Source organism: Amycolatopsis marina (assembly GCF_900111885.1).
In the GTDB taxonomy this organism is placed as follows: Bacteria; Actinomycetota; Actinomycetes; order Mycobacteriales; family Pseudonocardiaceae; genus Amycolatopsis; species Amycolatopsis marina.
Window position 1 is genome coordinate 46091 of the sequence record NZ_FOKG01000004.1, and the last position, 15644, is coordinate 61734.

General features: G+C 65.9%; 13 protein-coding genes. 2 read left to right on the forward strand and 11 right to left on the reverse strand.

Going from position 1 to position 15644, the window contains the following annotated elements:
• Window positions 1-19 precede the first annotated feature (19 nt).
• The 10 genes from BM199_RS08120 to BM199_RS08165 all read right to left on the reverse strand — a co-directional run bounded on the left by BM199_RS08120 (window position 20) and on the right by BM199_RS08165 (window position 12273).
• On the reverse strand, window positions 20-1222 hold the full coding sequence (locus BM199_RS08120) for a cytochrome P450 (protein ID WP_091671696.1): 1203 nt from the start codon (window positions 1220-1222) through the stop codon (window positions 20-22).
• Complete coding sequence (locus BM199_RS08125) at window positions 1219-2247, reverse strand: isocitrate/isopropylmalate dehydrogenase family protein (protein WP_091671698.1); 1029 nt, start codon at window positions 2245-2247, stop codon at window positions 1219-1221. The genes BM199_RS08120 and BM199_RS08125 overlap by 4 nt, the downstream gene beginning before the upstream one ends.
• Window positions 2244-3401 (reverse strand): pyridoxal phosphate-dependent aminotransferase, encoded by a 1158-nt coding sequence (locus tag BM199_RS08130; RefSeq protein ID WP_091671700.1) that lies wholly within the window; start codon window positions 3399-3401, stop codon window positions 2244-2246. The genes BM199_RS08125 and BM199_RS08130 overlap by 4 nt, the downstream gene beginning before the upstream one ends.
• A complete protein-coding gene (leuD, locus tag BM199_RS08135) occupies window positions 3398-4036 on the reverse strand; it encodes a 3-isopropylmalate dehydratase small subunit (protein WP_091671702.1) in 639 nt (212 codons plus the stop codon). Before leuD ends, BM199_RS08130 begins: the two co-directional genes overlap by 4 nt.
• A gap of 21 nt (window positions 4037-4057) precedes the next feature.
• Complete coding sequence (gene leuC / locus BM199_RS08140) at window positions 4058-5458, reverse strand: 3-isopropylmalate dehydratase large subunit (RefSeq protein WP_091671704.1); 1401 nt, start codon at window positions 5456-5458, stop codon at window positions 4058-4060.
• On the reverse strand, window positions 5455-6648 hold the full coding sequence (locus tag BM199_RS08145; RefSeq protein ID WP_091671706.1) for a LeuA family protein: 1194 nt from the start codon (window positions 6646-6648) through the stop codon (window positions 5455-5457). The genes leuC and BM199_RS08145 overlap by 4 nt, the downstream gene beginning before the upstream one ends.
• Before the next feature lie 146 nt (window positions 6649-6794).
• The gene (locus BM199_RS08150) at window positions 6795-7664 is read right to left on the reverse strand and encodes an ArsR/SmtB family transcription factor (RefSeq protein ID WP_091671707.1); all 870 of its coding nucleotides are present in this window, start codon (window positions 7662-7664) and stop codon (window positions 6795-6797) included.
• Window positions 7665-7696: 32 nt separating this feature from the next.
• The gene (locus BM199_RS08155; RefSeq protein ID WP_281245679.1) at window positions 7697-8992 is read right to left on the reverse strand and encodes a serine hydrolase domain-containing protein; all 1296 of its coding nucleotides are present in this window, start codon (window positions 8990-8992) and stop codon (window positions 7697-7699) included.
• A 688-nt stretch (window positions 8993-9680) separates the two neighbouring features.
• Complete coding sequence (locus BM199_RS08160; RefSeq protein WP_177242520.1) at window positions 9681-11534, reverse strand: FtsX-like permease family protein; 1854 nt, start codon at window positions 11532-11534, stop codon at window positions 9681-9683.
• 1 nt (window position 11535) lies between these two features.
• The gene (locus tag BM199_RS08165) at window positions 11536-12273 is read right to left on the reverse strand and encodes an ABC transporter ATP-binding protein (protein ID WP_091671712.1); all 738 of its coding nucleotides are present in this window, start codon (window positions 12271-12273) and stop codon (window positions 11536-11538) included.
• 134 nt (window positions 12274-12407) lie between these two features.
• Here BM199_RS08165 and BM199_RS08170 point away from each other — a divergent pair, with 134 nt between their 5' ends.
• Entirely contained in the window at window positions 12408-13679 is a 1272-nt protein-coding gene (locus BM199_RS08170) for a sensor histidine kinase (RefSeq protein ID WP_091671714.1), read from the forward strand.
• The gene (locus BM199_RS08175) at window positions 13655-14335 is read left to right on the forward strand and encodes a response regulator (protein ID WP_091671716.1); all 681 of its coding nucleotides are present in this window, start codon (window positions 13655-13657) and stop codon (window positions 14333-14335) included. Before BM199_RS08170 ends, BM199_RS08175 begins: the two co-directional genes overlap by 25 nt.
• Here BM199_RS08175 and BM199_RS08180 read toward each other — a convergent pair.
• Window positions 14317-15540, reverse strand: a complete 1224-nt coding sequence (locus tag BM199_RS08180) for an alpha/beta hydrolase (RefSeq protein ID WP_177242521.1) — start codon at window positions 15538-15540, stop codon at window positions 14317-14319. The two genes, BM199_RS08175 and BM199_RS08180, sit on opposite strands and share 19 nt — an antisense overlap.
• Window positions 15541-15644 lie beyond the last annotated feature (104 nt).

Sequence of the window (15644 nt, forward strand, 5' to 3'; positions counted from 1 at the left end):
GTTCTTCAAACCCCCAAGTTCACCATTCGGACGATGTCCGCCAGTCGACGTCCACCAGCAACTTCCGGTAGCCCTGCACGAGGTTGGACCGCTGGGGCAGAGGTGGCGCGGCCAGCGTCACACCACTGGCCCGCCCTGCCAGTACTTCCAGCAGAGCGCAGATCTCCAGGCGGGCGAGCGCCGCGCCGAGACAGTGGTGCGGCCCGTAGCCGAACCCGAGATGCTTGTTTGGCCGCCGGTCCGGGATGAAGCTGTCCGGATCGCCGAACACCCGAGGGTCCCGATTGGCCGCGGGAAGCCATGCCACGACCGGCATTCCCTTGGGGATCAGCTGACCCCTGACCGTCACGTCCTCGGTGGCCGTTCGCAGCACGTGCATCGCCGGCGAGGTCCAGCGAATCACTTCCTCGGCGGCGATGTGCGCCCGCCCGGGGTCGGTGCGCAACTCGTCGAGAAAATCCGGCCGGGTGCTGAGGGCGTGGAACATTCCGGCGATCGAGTGCCGGGTGGTCTCGTTGCCACCGATCAGCACATTGTCGCAGTTGATCAGGACCTCGCTAGCGTCCATCCGCGCGTCGCGCAACATGACGCTGACCAGGTCGTCACCGGGATCGGCGCGTCGTCGCTCGATCAGCCCGTGGCAGTAGAACAGGATCTCCGAGTGCGCCTCGTCCGGCGACATCTTGTCGAACGCACTGTCCGCGCCGCCGAATGCGTGGTTGGTCAGCTCGATCAGCCGCTGCCTGTCCTCGACCGGTACGCCGAGGATCTCGCACACCACACTCGCCGGCAACGCGGGCGCCAGGTGCGCGGCCACGTCCGAACCGCGGTCGACGACGGTCTCCAGCAGGGTGGTGATCTCCTTGCGGGCAAACGACTCCAGCTCGCTCGCCTTCTGCCTGGACAGGAACGGGCCGATGATCTTGCGCAGGTGCGCGTGCCAGTCGCCGTCAGTGACCACGACCATGCGCCCACCGGCTCGATCCGGGTGCCATGCGTCAAAGCCGATCATCATTCCGTACTCGGAGCTGAACGGCGCCGTCGGTGCGAGCACCTGCTGGCAGTCCTCGTAGGAGAACACCGACCAGAATCCGCTCGGCGCCGTGCCGGGTTCACTCCACACGATCGCGTCCCGGCCGGCCCACTCCCGCCACATGTCGAAGCGGGCCTCCGTCAGGTAGAGGTCCGCATCGCCGAGATCGATGTTCTGCTTCTCCGTCATTGAACCTCCGCCGCGATCGCTGCGCCTGCGTCTTCGGTGCCCAGCTGCCCGCCCAGATCCGGAGTGCATCGCCTGGCCGAGACCGCCTTGCGTACCGCGCCACGGAGGGCGTCTCCCTCGGCGCCGCGGCCGAGGTGGTCCAGCATTAGTGCGGCGGAAAGCACCGCACCCACCGGATTCGCGATGCCCTGGCCCGCGATGTCGGGCGCGCTTCCGTGCACCGGTTCGAAGAGGCCGACGCCTTGCTCCGGATTGAGGTTGGCCGACGCCGCCGTGCCAAGGCCGCCGGCCAGTTGCGAGGTCACGTCGCTGAGGATGTCGCCGTACGAGTTGTTGGTGACGATGACGTCGAACGCGGTCGGGTCCTGAATGAGTTTCATCGCCGCGGCGTCGACATAGAGGTGAGAGGACGCGAGCCCGGGATGTGCGGACCTGGCGTCGGCCCAGCATTGCTGCCAGAGTCCACCCCCGAACGGCACGGCGTTCGATTTGTCCACCATGCACACGGATCGGCGGGCGACCGAGAACGCATAACCCAGCACCCTGGACACGCCGTGTCGCGTGCTGATGTCGTTGTCGATGGCGATCTCCTGCGGTGTGCCGGAACGCAGCACTCCCCCGGAACCGATATACGCTCCCTCGGTGTTCTCCCGGACGACGACACAGTCGATCGACCGCCGCGCCGGGTCGCGCAAGGGGCTCAACCGGTCGTCCAGCAAAACCGCGGGCCGGTGATTGACGTACAGGTCGAGCTCGAACCGCAGGCGCAGCAGAACGTTTCGCGCGTAGCCAGTCTGCTGAACGCGCGGGTCGCCGATCGCGCCGAGCAGAACGCGGCGGGCAGAGCTGATCCGCACCATCTCCTCATGGCTCATCGCCACCCCGGTTCGCCGGAACCGCTCGGCGTTGATCTGGTCGAGCACATCGAAACTCAGTCCGAGCCCCAACGAGTCGAGCACCCGCAGGGCCTGGTCGATGACCTCGGGCCCCACACCGTCTCCGGGCACTACCGCGACAGTGGTCATTCCACCCCCTGACCGAACCGCGTCAACCGGCGTTCGGCTTCGTCGAGGGTGTCATCAGGACGGTTGAACGCGATCCGGATGAAGTCATCGCCACCAACTCCGGCGCCGAAGAAGAACTGGCCAGGAGCGACCACGACACCTCCGTGCACTAGCAGGCGGTGCGCGAACTTGTCCGAGGTCTGGTCGGTGAACGGGCGGATATCGGCCATGACGTAACAGCCGCCTTCCGGTACCGAGCACCGCAGTCCTAGCCGCGAGAACATCGCCACGACCCGGTCCCGGTTACGTTGCATCTGCGCGGCCGGATTCCAATCGCCGGACCGGAGCACCCCGGCCTCGGCCACTGCCCGCTGGAGCGGCCCCGCTCCGCCTGCGGTCGTCGCGATGTGGACTTGGCGCAGGACCTCGGTGATGGCCGCGTTGGCCCGTAGGAAACCCATCCGCCAGCCACTGATCGCGTGGCTCTTGGAGAGACTGCCGATCACGATGCTGCGGGCGCGCAAGGCCGGGTCATCCGCTACCGAGATATGCTCGCGGCCGTCGAAGACGTACGTCGAGTAGACCTCGTCGCTGATCACGGTGGTGTCCCAGCGTTCGCACAGCCGGGCCACCACACCCAGTTCCTCGCGGCTCAGCACGTGGCCGGTCGGATTGTTCGGCGTGTTGAGCACGATCGCCCTGGTCCGGGAACCGAATGCGGCTGCCAGCACATCCGGGTCGATCCGCCAGTCCGCACCGACCCGGACGTACCGGGGTCGCCCACCGGCGAGTGCGATGCCGCCGAGGAAGTTCTCGTAGCTCGGCTCCAGCACGATCACCTCGTCGCCAGGGTCGACGACGGACAGGAAGGCCACGCAGAGTCCCTCACTGCCACCGACCGTGATGGTCAGCTCGGTCGCGGGATCGGCCGGGTCACCCGCGTCGGCCAGCACGCCGGCCAGTTGCTCGCGCAGTTCCAGATTGCCAGCCGGATTCTCGTACTGGTTGTTCCCGGTGCGCAGCGCGACGCAGGCCTGTTCGATGAGGTCGGGGGCCGGCACCGGCCAACCGGGCGTACCGACGGCCAGGTCGACCGCCCCGTACTCGCGCCCGGCCCCGAGCAGCGCAGCCAAGCCACCGGCGGGCAGATACCGCGTCCGGTCCGCAGGGATCATGAGGAGACTGACCCGGTGACCACTCGCCGGTCGGCGGCGGGCTCCCCGACCATGCGGGGCAGCCAGTACGGTCGGCGGCTCTCGTGCGCGGCGACCTCCGCGGCGTCGCGCAACGTCATCTCGATGCCGTCGTATCCGTGCAGCAACAGATACCGGGCGCGCTTCTCGATCTCGAAATCCCAGCTGGAACTGGCAGAGCTCACCCGGCAGTCGACCAGGTCGACCGTCACCTTGCGCCCGGGGTCTGCTTCGGCCGCCGCCATCAGCTCATCGACGACGTCGAGTGGCAACCGGACCACGAGCAAACCGTTCTTCAAGGCGTTGCGCGTGAAGATGTCGCCGAAGCTCGGTGCGATCACGACCGAGAATCCCCACTCCTGCAGCGCCCACACGGCGTGCTCGCGCGAACTGCCCGTGCCGAACCTCGGACCGGCCAGCAGCACCGTTGCGTCCAAGACGGACGGGTCGTTGAGGACGAAGCCGGGATCGGCCGCCCGCCACCTGGCGAACAGGCCCTTGGCGAACCCGGTACGGCCGGGCAACCGGCAGTAATCGGCCGGGATGATCTGATCGGTGTCCACGTCGCTTCGACGTAGCACGACAGTCCGTCCGCTGTGGACGGTTATCGGATCCATTCGACGTTCCTCCAAGCGGTGTTACGTCAGTTCGGCAGGCGACGCGAGCCGCCCGGTCACCGCTGTCGCGGCCGCGACGGCCGGCGACACCAGGTGGGTACGAGCGGTCGGCCCTTGCCGGCCTTGATAGTTCCGGTTGGATGTGGATGCGCAGCGTTCGTTGCCGCGTAGACGATCGGAGTTCATGCCGAGACACATCGAGCAGCCCGGTAACCGCCACTGGGCCCCGGCCCCGTTGAACACCTCGGCCAGCCCCTCTGCCTCGGCCTGTTCACGCACGGCCATCGATCCGGGTACGACCAGCATCTGCACACCTGCGGCGACCCGCCGACCGCGCAGTACCTCGGCGGCCGCACGCAGGTCCTGGATCCGGCCGTTGGTGCAGGACCCGACGAACACCACGTCTATGTCAAGGTCCCGCATCGGGGTTCCCGGCGCCAGTCCCATGTAGTCGAGCGAACGCCGAGCCGCTGCCTCGCGTTCCGGGTCGGTCATCGTCTCCGGGTCGGGCACCACTCCGCTCAGCGGCACGGCCTCGCTCGGGTTCGTCCCCCAGGTGACGAATGGCGCCAGCTCACTGACATCCACGGTGACCACCCGGTCGAACACCGCGTTCTCGTCGGTGCGCAGCGTCTTCCAGTACTCGACCGCGTCCTGCCACCCGGACCCGACGGGCGCGTGCTCCCTCCCCTCGAGGTAGGCCATGGTGACCTCGTCCGGCGCGATCAACCCGGCGCGGGCACCCGCTTCGACGCTCATGTTGCACAACGTCATCCGGGCTTCCATCGACAGGGCACTGACTGCCGGCCCGCGGTACTCGATGACGTGGCCCTGCCCGCCGCTGGTTCCGATCTGCGCGATCATCGCCAGCGCCAGGTCCTTGGCGCCGACCCCGGCGGGCAGCTCACCGACGAACTCCACGAGCATCGTGCCGAACTGGCTGATCTCCAGTGTCTGCGTGGCCAGCACGTGCTCGACATCGCTGGTACCGACGCCGAACGCGAGTGCGCCGAAGGCTCCGTGTGTCGAGGTGTGGCTATCTCCACACAGGACGGTCATGCCCGGCTGTACGGCCCCGATCTCTGGCCCGACGACGTGCACGATGCCTTGCTGCGGCTCGCCGTGCTGGAACAGGCGGATGCCGTGGTCGGCACAATTTCGACGCAGCATGCCCACCTGCATGTTGCTCACCGGGTCCCGGATGGTCAGCGAGTCCGTCGGCACGTTGTGGTCCTCGACCGCCAGTGTCAGATCGGGACGACGCACCCGGCGCGAAGCGGTCCGGATACCGTCGAACGCCTGTGACGACGTGGCTTCGTGCACCAGATGCAGGTCGACGTAGAGCAGGTCGGGTTGGTCTTCGCCACGTTGGATGACGTGGCTCTCCCAGAGTTTCTCCGCGAGCGTCAGCGCACCGGTCACCGTAGCGCCGCCGCTTCGTCCTTGCCTTCCAGCCGTTCGCGCATCAGTGCTTTCACCGTGTCCAGGTCGTAGCACTCACCGCCTTCGCGGCCCGACACGTACTCCTCGTACATCTGGTCGACCAGCGCGCCCTCGTCCGAGGCGCCAAGTTGGTCGAGCAGGTACCGGATGATCGCCCGGCCCGAGTGCCTGCCGACCATCAGCTGCCGTTGACGACCGAACACCTCGGGCTCGAGGTACTCGTATGTGGCGGGGTTCCGCAGGATTCCCGCCTGGTGGATCCCGGCCTGCGTGGCGAACGAGTTCACACCGACCACGGCCTTGTTCCGCAACGGTGGCAGCCCGATCGCCTCGGCCAGCACCTGGTATGCGGGGTACAGCAGATCCGGCCGGACAGTCGTGTACACCCCCAGCGACTTTCCCTTGTATATCAGCGCCGCGACGATCTCTTCGAGAGATGCGTTGCCCGCCCGTTCGCCGATCCCGCCAAGGGTGGCCTGCACCTCATCGGCCCCGGCCATCACCCCGGCCAGTGAGTTGGCCACAGCGAGTCCGAGGTCGTCGTGGCAGTGGGTGGCTACCACGGTCGGGCGGGGAGCCCACTCGCGAACCTTCGCGATGAGCGCGCCGAACTCGTCCGGGAGCAGGCAGCCACACGTGTCGCCGATGGCGATCGTCGTCGCGCCGGCTTCCAGCACGGTGTCGATGAGACTGTGCAGCAGATCGTCCGCACCGCGCGTGGCGTCCTCGACGGCGACCGAGATGTCCGTGACACCGAGGCTGCGCGCGAACTTGATGGTATCGGCCATCTCGTGCTCGCCATCCGCACGCGAGACGCCGCGCTTGTGCTCCAGATGGATGTCGCTGCCGGTCGCCAGCACCTGAATCTGGTGTTTCTCGACACCGCCCGCCTGCACAGCGGCATCCACATCCGCGCGGACCGCCCGGACGAACGTGGCGAACCGTGCGTTGGTCAACTGGTGCGACAGCGCCTGGGTCGCCTTGTAGTCACTCGGCGACGAGGCCGGGAAGCCGGTCTCCACGATGTCCACTCCCAGCCCGTCGACAAGCATCCCGAGCCGCAATTTCTGATCCGGAAGCATTCCGTTTCCCGGGGCCTGCTCGCCGTCACGCAACGTGGTGTCAAAAATAGAAATTCGACGTAGGCCAGGCGTTTCGATCTCCGCCATATCTGTCGCCACCTCCCTGCCGATAGTCGAACGATTCAGCGTCCTTCGATCGAGTAGTGCGATTATCAGCTTGTCTCTCCGCGGTGATCGACGCCACTCCTTTTAGTCGTCGTCGAAACACGCGTTTCGCGAAAGCCACACAAGCATCAGCTCGCCATTGACGACAATCTGCCGGCCAGTAACGCAGAGCCAAGCGGCGTCACAGTATGCAGTACCGCATTGCGATTTCGCCGGGTGGTGATCAAGCCGGCTTCTCGTAGAACGGCGGCGTGCTGACTGGCCCCGGCCACCGAAATTCCCAGCCGGTTCGCCAACTCACCCGTGGTGCACGCATCCGTGAGCGCCTGGAGCCCGGCGGCTCTCGTCCGGCCGACCAGCGCGGCCAGCGCTTGGTCGTTTGCCTGCGGCATCCCCCACAGCAGCGCGCCCGCGGCCCGGTCCAGCGGCGCGGCGAAGACCAGCACCGAACGACCTGACTCGCGCTCGGGTTCGATCAGCACGACACCGCGATCGGCCACGAACAGGGACGGCGCCAACAGCAGACCACGACCGTTGAGGTACACGTCGCCCGAGAGTTCGCTGGCGATCTCCAGCACTGGTGCACGCCACCGCGCCTTGGGGCCCAACGTGCTGAACAGCAATTCGACGCCCCCGGTTGCCACGATCCGGCTCCGCGCATCCCGTTCCGCGTCCAGCAGGCCCTGCATACGTTGCCAGTACGGCGCGATGGCGACCTGGAAGAAGTCCTGGACCAGATCCGCACCCTCGCCGACGGCGTTCGAGCGCTTCAACATCCAGACCAGATCGGGTAACCGAGTCGTCCGTGACGCTTCCAGCTTCGCCATGGTCGGCGATCTTCGCAACTGATTACGAACTTGACTGCGCCACGTACTGAATGACGTCGTTCTAGCCTGATCGAACAGGCTGATCGCAAATATGGTCTCCGCTACAGCGCCAAGTGAATTCCCTACTTGTACCCTTGCCAGGTCCTCGATCGAAAAATGAATACGCTGCATGCCGCCCCCAGATCAAGTTATACGCCGTCGCTCTATCCTGCCAACTGGCGGATTTTGGGGCGCACAGCCAACCGCCCGCTGAACTGCAGCGCAGTTACCCCTCCCCATTCATCTCGCAGGAACCTGCACAGTTGCGTAGGCATTTCGGCGGACGAGCAGTGCACGGTGAACACGTCCTTGTGTGATGGCAGGAGCCTGGCCGTGAACCCGCTGTCGTCACGCAAGCGCAGTTCACCGAAACCTCCCCGGTGTACTTCGAAGCGCGTGCCGCCGTTGCGGTAGTCGTTCGCCAGATACGCGGACAAGTCGGGGACCACTCGTCGCCTGATCGGTGCTGGCTCGGTCACAGCGGCCGGCCGCAGCCGGGCCCACAAGTCCTCCCACAGAGCGGTACCGCTGCTGGCATTCGTTGTCAGGGCCACGATCGCCCCGGTCTCCGGGTGAAACCGGAGGTTGGCGGAAACTCCGTCCAGGTTGCCGTCGTGCCCGACCCAGCCGTCGCCGTACAGCGCGAGCCCGGCCCCCCAGCCCTCGGCCAGGCCGAACGGTTCCAGCCCTGGGACGCCTTGGCGCATCTCGGTCGCGACACGGGTGTCCAGCACTCCTGTGGGCGCCCCATCGTCCATGAGCAACCGCGCCAACGCGGCCAGGTCGAGCGCGGATCCCGCGATTCCACCCGCAGGTAGCCAACCCGCAGGCAGTTCGGCTTCCAATGGGACAGCGTCGTCTCCCTCGACCGCGTGCGCACGGACCGAGGTCCAGCCGACAAGATCATCCGCATAGGACAGACGCAGGCCGAGCGGACCCGCGAGAAAGGACTCCACCGCTTCACGCCAGCAGTAGCCGGTCACCGACTCGATCAGGTGACCAAGCACAACGTAGCCGGCGTTGGAGTAGGAGAAGGCAGTCCCGGGCGTCGTCAGCGGCGGTTCACGGATACAACTGAGCACGTAGCGACGTGGCGAGACGGATCTGCTCGCCACCTCGTGGTCGGCCACCAGGCCCGCGCTGTGACTGAGTAACTGCCGCGCGGTCGCGCTACGCCAGGCCACCGTGCCCAGTTCCGGCAGGTACCCGGCGAGCGGGGCATCAAGATCGATATCACCGTCGGCCGACAATTGCATGATGACCGTGGCGGTGAAGAGCTTCGTGAGCGAACCGAAGGGGAATCTCGAGTGGGCGGAGACCGTCCGAGTGGTACCCACCTCTTCCACTCCGGTCTCCGCTGTGAGAGCTTCGCCCATTCGCCGCACAACCAGTTGGGCGCCAGTTACCCCATATGTACGAGCCAAAACGTCTAAATGGCCCGCACTTCCGCGATGCCGCACGTCAATATACCCCCAAGTTCGCAAATTCGGTAAGACTCAGTGCGTTGACGGCATGTGGTACCTATACCAGTCAGGTAGAAACAATCACACTGGTCCAGATCTTGTCGACTCGCTTCAACCGTGGGCAACAGGTTTCACCTAGGCATGAAAGTCGCAGCTGATCCGGATCTTTGCGTGGGTGATGCGCCGGCCCGAGCGGCGGCAGACGAGTGGCAGCTGCTCCTTTCGCCGCAGCACAGCGGTTTGTTGGTGCTCCGCGGTGGGTTGACCGCAGCGGCACCGTACCGATCGTGCTGACCGGCCCAATCCGGCAGCGGAGAACAAGTCCGTCGATTCCCGGCGGCGGCCGCTGGTTCCGTGTACGGTGGGGACCACATCCAGGTGGTGAGTCTCTGTTGCGCGACATACAATTTCGTTCAAGACCGGTTGCATCGATGCGTACTTCCCGTCGACCAGTCAGCCGAACTACAACGGCAGCTGGACTAATGCGTCGTACGGTACTTCGCGTTCGGCAACGGTTTTGCCGCCCGCGTCATCTGGATCACCACATGGTCGTCAAAGGTTCAGCTGATGTTCCCGCGTGGAACGGTAGAACAATGAGTCAATGAACCGCCGGGGCAGGTCCCGCACCGCCGCAGAACGCGACGACGGAACGACCGATCACCTGAACGTCGGTTTCACGGCGGCCTCAAATTCTACGGACGGCCGCGATCGAAACAGCGGTCAGCATCCCGAGGCAGCAGACGACCAGCACAAGAACCTCCAGGACCGGCAGCACCAGTGGCGTACCGGGCACACTCGTTCGCAACGCGAACCATGCCGCCAGGGACGTACCAAAGGCGATCCCGCCGCCCAGCACGGCTCCCGCCAGGCCGAGTGCGAGCGACTCGCCGCGCACCATCTCCCGCAGTTGACCGGAACTCGCACCGACAAGGCGCAGGGAGGTGAACTCGTGGCGGCGCGACCGAAAGGCGATCGCGGTCGTGTTGGCGATCGCCAGCAGCGTGTAGATCAACGCAAAACCGGCGAGCAGCCACGATCCTGCCCGCATTCCCCCGCTTTGGTCCTTGATCAGCGGTTCGACCCAGTCCTCAGTGGCTGTCACGGTCGATCCCGGCAACCGTTCGGCCACGTGTTCTCGCGCCTGGGTTGTCTCCCCCGACGCCGACACGTGAACCGTCGCGGTTTCGGCCGGAAGGAAATTCCTTGGCACCAGCAGTGACTGGATCAGCGCGTTGTCCTGGTAAGTGGCAACGACGCGAACCTGCTCAGAGCCACCACCTGGTATCCGCATCGAGTACTCGCCGCCCAGCTCCCAACCCATGGACCCGGCCAGGCTCCGGCCGATCATCACCGCGGCGCCGTGCAACCGATCGGGCGAACCGGAGATGCCGGTCAGCCGAAGGGCGGTCTGCATGGATTCAGGATCGACCACAGTGGCCTCCACCGGCTGATCCCATGCGCCGCCCGCGGCCACGGTGCGAACCCGGGCCTCGCCGATCGTGGTCACGCCGTCCGCCCCCGGCGCCTGACGAGCCGTGGACTCCGCATCGTCCACGTTCCCGGTGATCACGAAATCACTGGTATACAACTCACGAATGCTGGTCTCGGTCGCAGCGGACATCACCAGCGACACGCCGAGCAACGAGCCGCAGATGCCGATGGCGAGCACGACCGGTGCGGACGTCGAGGACGCCCGGCGAACACCGGTGCGCAGGTTCGCTCGTGCCAGCATGCCGATCGCCGAGGCTTTACTCGTGAACAACGAGCAAAGCCTGCCGACAAACAGGGGTGACAGCAACACGGCCGCGATGACGAAGGGCTCGGCCAGGAACACCGCGATCGGGATCTGCACGTCGCCGTCGAGGCTCGGCAGGATGACGATCCCGGCGAGGCCAACACCGAGGAACAGCAAGCCCATGAACCAGCGCCTGCCGGTCATCACCCGCGTATCGACGTCGGCTTCACGCAGCGCGGCCAGCGGCCTGATTTTGCTCGCTCGCCGTGCCGCCGATCCGGCACCGAACCAGGTAACCAGCAATCCGGTCACGAAGGCCACCGGCAGCGCGACGTATATTGTCGGCCCGGAAAGCTGCAGCTCGAACCCCTCCGGCGCCACACCGGCCAGTACCAGCAGGCCTGCGAGTCCGGCCCCGAGCAGCAGTCCAAGCAGGCACCCGACGAGGGCACCGAGAAAACCGACCAGCAGGGCCTCGGTCCGGACCAATCGGCGCACCTGTCGCGGCGTGGCGCCGACCATTCGCAGCAGCGCCAACTCCCTAGCCCGGGTGGCGACGGCGAACGCGAACGTGCTTGCCACGATAAAGATCGAAAGGAACGCGGCGAGTCCAGCCACGAAGCCGAGGATGGAGGAGACGGCGTCCAGCGCTTCCCGGTCCGTACCTGTGAGCTCGATCGAGCCTGCCGACGTGATGACCGAAACCGCACCCATCAGCATCGCCGAGCCCAGCACGAGCGCGACGAAGGAGCCGAAGAACGCGGACGTGCGGCTCCGCAACGTCTGGCCGGCCAGCACCAGCATGTCAGGACGCCCCGGCTTCCAATTGGGCCATACGCGCAGCTGCCGCCTCGGCGGTGGGCAGGTCCAGGACATCGACAATCTGCCCGTCGGCGAGGAACAGCACGCGGTCAGTGACCGCGGCGACGACCGGGTCGTGCGTCACCATCACGATGGTGCTGTGCTGCTCGTCGACCATCCACCGGAGCAGCTGTAGCAACTCGCGCCCCGAATTCGAGTCCAACGCGCCGGTCGGTTCATCAGCGAACAGGACTTCCGGCTCGGTCACCAGCGCCCGCGCGATCGCCACCCGCTGCTGCTGACCACCGGACATCTCCGACGGCCTTCGATGGCGCAGGCTCTCCAGCCCTACCCAGGACAGCACACGGGAAATGTCACCCTTGCTGGGTTTGCGCCCACCGAGCCATTGGGGCAGCCCGATGTTCTGCTCCGTCGTCAGCGCGGGAATAAGGTTGTAGTCCTGGAATACGAACCCGATTCGTGTCCGCCGAAGTTCGGTGAGCTCCAACTCGGACAACGTGGTCAGGTCGACATCGTCCAGCAGGACGGATCCTGAGGTGGGGCGATCCAGGCCCGAGGCACAGTGCAGAAGAGTCGACTTACCCGAGCCGGACGGTCCCATGACGGCGACGAAGGAGCCTCGGGGAATATCAAGGTTGACGTCACGCAACGCGTGCACCTTGGTTTCCTGCTTCCCGTAAGAGCGGGAAAGCGACTCCAACCGCAACACCCGGTCAGCCATGTGTAGATCGAACCTTGTCGCCTCGACGATGGCAATAGCCTACGGTGGAGTTTCAGAGGTATACCCTGCTCTACCTTCATGGAACACCGGACACAGTTGGGCCTGCAGAATGTACTGGCCGTAACATAGCAACAATGAGTGCTCCGGTAACCGGATGGGGAGCGATGTTGCGGTCGCCGTGGCGGGTGCTGCTCTCCCGGTGGCCGTGGCGTTCTGTTCGCTATCTGCTCACTGGCACGATTTTCGGATTCACCTGGATGCTCGTGGTCCTGGTCATGTTCACGTCCGGCGTGCTACTCAGTCCGGTGGTCGTCGGGGTCGGTCTGCTGGCCGCGACCGTGGGGCTTGGACCTCGGTTCGTGGCGCAGGATCGGGCTCGACTGCGACTCGACACGCCGAAGACGGGTCGGCGGAGGCGGTCGCGGTGGTGGGCATTTCTGCGTGAGCGTGAAACCTGGCGCGGGTTCGGGTACATGCTGCTGATCGTCCTTCTGGTGTGGGTCGTGGAGGCGGTGGTCGCGTTGGCACCACTGCTGACCATCGGAGCGCTGATCGCCGCACCGATTCTCGTTCTGCTACTCGGAGACCAGCTTGTCGTCGGCGGCCCACCGTTGCACTCTTTCGCCATCTGGCCGTTCCTGCCACTTTTCGGTGTCCTGCTTCTTGTCCCCGCCAGCTACCTGTGGATCGCCGCCGCCACCGCGCGGGCCGCTCTTGTTCGGGCCATATCCACGGCAGGCAAGGCCGAACTTGGTGCGCAACTGGTGGAGCTGGGCCGGTCGAGAGCTCGGCTACTCGACGCGTTCGAGGTGGAACGAAAACGGATCGAACGCGACCTGCACGACGGCGCGCAGCAACGGCTGGTGTCACTGGCGATGACGTTGGGAATCGCCCGAATAGAGCTCGAGGACAGTGGAGAGGCCAAGACCGCGACAAAACTGGTAGCCGACGCCCACCAGGAAGCAAGACTGGCGCTGACCGAACTACGTGGCTTGATTCGCGGTATTCACCCGCAGGTGCTCACCGATCGCGGGCTCGTCGCGGCGGTCGACGAACTCGCCGATCGGGCGCCTGTGACCGTGCATACGGACTTCGATCTGCCAGGCAGGCCCGCGGAGCGAGCGGAGTCCACAGTGTACTTCGCGGTGAGCGAGGCACTGAGCAACGCCACCAAGCACGGCAACGCTGGTCGTGTCGATATCACCGGCACCTGTATCGACAACACTCTGGTCGTGACGATCAAGGATGACGGACACGGTGGCGCTGACCCCGCAAAGGGCACGGGGCTGCAAGGGCTGGTCGACCGTGTCGCCGCGGCAGGTGGCAAACTGCTGCTGGCAAGCCCAGTCGGAGGACCGACCGAACTGCGATTGGAGATTCCATGGGCCGCGACCGCCTCCCACTGAATGTTGTCATCGCGGAAGACTCCGCGTTGTTGCGCGACGGACTGGTCAACCTGCTGAGCCGCTACGGACATCGGGTCGTCGCGGAGGTCGCAGACGCCGACAGCTTGATGAGCGCGGTGGCGGAGCACAATCCGGACGTCCTGATCACCGACGTAAGAATGCCTCCCGATCACCGGGACGAAGGGCTTCGAGCGGCGCTTGCCCTGCGGGAACTCCGCCCGAAACTGCCGATTCTGGTACTGAGCCAGGTTGTCGAGAAGACATATGCCTCCGAACTCCTGGGCAGCAGCGAGTCTGCCACCGGTTATCTACTGAAAGACCGGGTCGGCGACGTGCGCGACTTCGTGCAAACCGTGGAGGACATCGCGGCCGGAGCGATCGTGGTGGACCCGGAAGTGGTGCGCGCGCTGCTGTCACGCCATCGTTCGGAGTCACCGGTGTCCAGGCTGAGCAACCGGGAGCGCGAAGTACTCACTTTGATGGCACAGGGACGAAGCAACCCGGCCATCGCCGACGACCTTTCCATCAGCCAGGCCGCCGTCGCCAAACACATCGGCAACATTCTGGCCAAGCTGGAACTCCCACGGGGAGAGCAGGGGCACCGGCGCGTGCTCGCGGTCCTCGCCTACCTGCAACATCACGGCACTTCGGCGTGACTACTGGCGCACCGCAGACGGGCTGCGGAGGCGCCGCTGCCCGCCTTGCCGGATCCGGGCGTCACGATGCGGGCAAGGTTAGCCAGCGAATCTGTGCCCGGGCTCAGGTAGTGGTCATGGTCGGGCACGTCCACCGTGCCGAACGTGCAGGCACCGAAGTCCGGATCAGTGGGCTTGGTGCCATGTCCGATTCCGAACAGCCGAACTCCCGGGACCCAGCGGATCCAATCTCCGCCGGACTGCCCGGCCCAGACCCGCGCCGTGGTGCCGAGCTCCCTCACGCTGTCCACGCCCATCCCTGGGCTGCCGAAGACCGCGATATCGGTCACCTGCCAGGGCAACCTGGAAGCTGCCAGACCGACAACAACGCCCCCGTAGCTGTGCCCGAGCAACATGATAGTCGCTTGTGGACGGATAGCGGTCAGCCCCGCCACCAGCTGTTCCAACTCGTTGGCGCCCGCCTGCGCCAGATCCCTCCGAGCCGCCGCGATACCGACCCCGCCCGGGGCGTCGTAGCCGAGCCAGGCGATGACCGCCACACGGTCGCCAGACCTGCCGTGCCGAACCGCCGCCCGATAAAGATCAGCCGCCTGCACTGCCGGTGATCGATACGACCGGCCACCCAAGCCGGTCAAGAAGTTGTCGCCTCGATTACCGACACCGGGCACCAGCACGGCAATCCGGTCGGCCGTCGACAGGTCGCCGAACACCTGTGCCACGCGGCCACTGCCGCGCTGGTCGAACAGCAGGAAGTTCCCGGCCCAGTCCTGATAGGGCGCGCCGGCCAGTGTCATCGCCGACCGGTTCGCCAGGTACCGCAACTCGGGCGGGGCACCGTTCAACGCCCCCACAACTCCGGGGTACCGGACAACCAGCTCGCGCCGCTCGGCCGGGTCCATCGCGGCCAGGAAACTGGCCACCGCATCAGGATCAGTCCGGGCGGGATCGGGCAGGTTTCGACTGTCGGAAAGCCAAGCGCCGATGCCCACCGGCGGTGCCGAGCGCGCCGTACCGGCGGGCACCAGCCGGGTGGAAACGACGGTGGTCAGCGCAATCGCCAAAGCGGTCAGCACGGCGACGAGCTTGCCGCCCCGGCCTCCCCCTCGGCCGGACGCGGACATCGGCCCGCTGCCCGCACTGATGTCCGGTGTCAGCGCATTGACCCTGTGCCAACGTCTTTTCGCCAGGTCATTGACCACCGCCATGCAGCTAACCGTGCCGGTTTCCGAACACCACGACATCGGCCCGGCGAGCACATCATCGAGGCGGAGGGGGTCCCGCAGGCTTACGCCTCCGGGACTAGGCTCGG

Coding starts and splice junctions, on each gene's coding strand:
- BM199_RS08120 (WP_091671696.1), bottom strand. CDS start 1,222: ATGACGGAGAAGCAGAACATCGATCTCGGCGATGCGGACCTCTACCTG.
- BM199_RS08125 (WP_091671698.1), bottom strand. CDS start 2,247: ATGACCACTGTCGCGGTAGTGCCCGGAGACGGTGTGGGGCCCGAGGTC.
- BM199_RS08130 (WP_091671700.1), bottom strand. CDS start 3,401: ATGATCCCTGCGGACCGGACGCGGTATCTGCCCGCCGGTGGCTTGGCT.
- leuD (WP_091671702.1), bottom strand. CDS start 4,036: ATGGATCCGATAACCGTCCACAGCGGACGGACTGTCGTGCTACGTCGA.
- BM199_RS08145 (WP_091671706.1), bottom strand. CDS start 6,648: ATGGCGGAGATCGAAACGCCTGGCCTACGTCGAATTTCTATTTTTGAC.
- BM199_RS08150 (WP_091671707.1), bottom strand. CDS start 7,664: ATGCAGCGTATTCATTTTTCGATCGAGGACCTGGCAAGGGTACAAGTA.
- BM199_RS08160 (WP_177242520.1), bottom strand. CDS start 11,534: ATGCTGGTGCTGGCCGGCCAGACGTTGCGGAGCCGCACGTCCGCGTTC.
- BM199_RS08165 (WP_091671712.1), bottom strand. CDS start 12,273: ATGGCTGACCGGGTGTTGCGGTTGGAGTCGCTTTCCCGCTCTTACGGG.
- BM199_RS08170 (WP_091671714.1), top strand. CDS start 12,408: ATGAGTGCTCCGGTAACCGGATGGGGAGCGATGTTGCGGTCGCCGTGG.
- BM199_RS08175 (WP_091671716.1), top strand. CDS start 13,655: ATGGGCCGCGACCGCCTCCCACTGAATGTTGTCATCGCGGAAGACTCC.
- BM199_RS08180 (WP_177242521.1), bottom strand. CDS start 15,540: ATGGCGGTGGTCAATGACCTGGCGAAAAGACGTTGGCACAGGGTCAAT.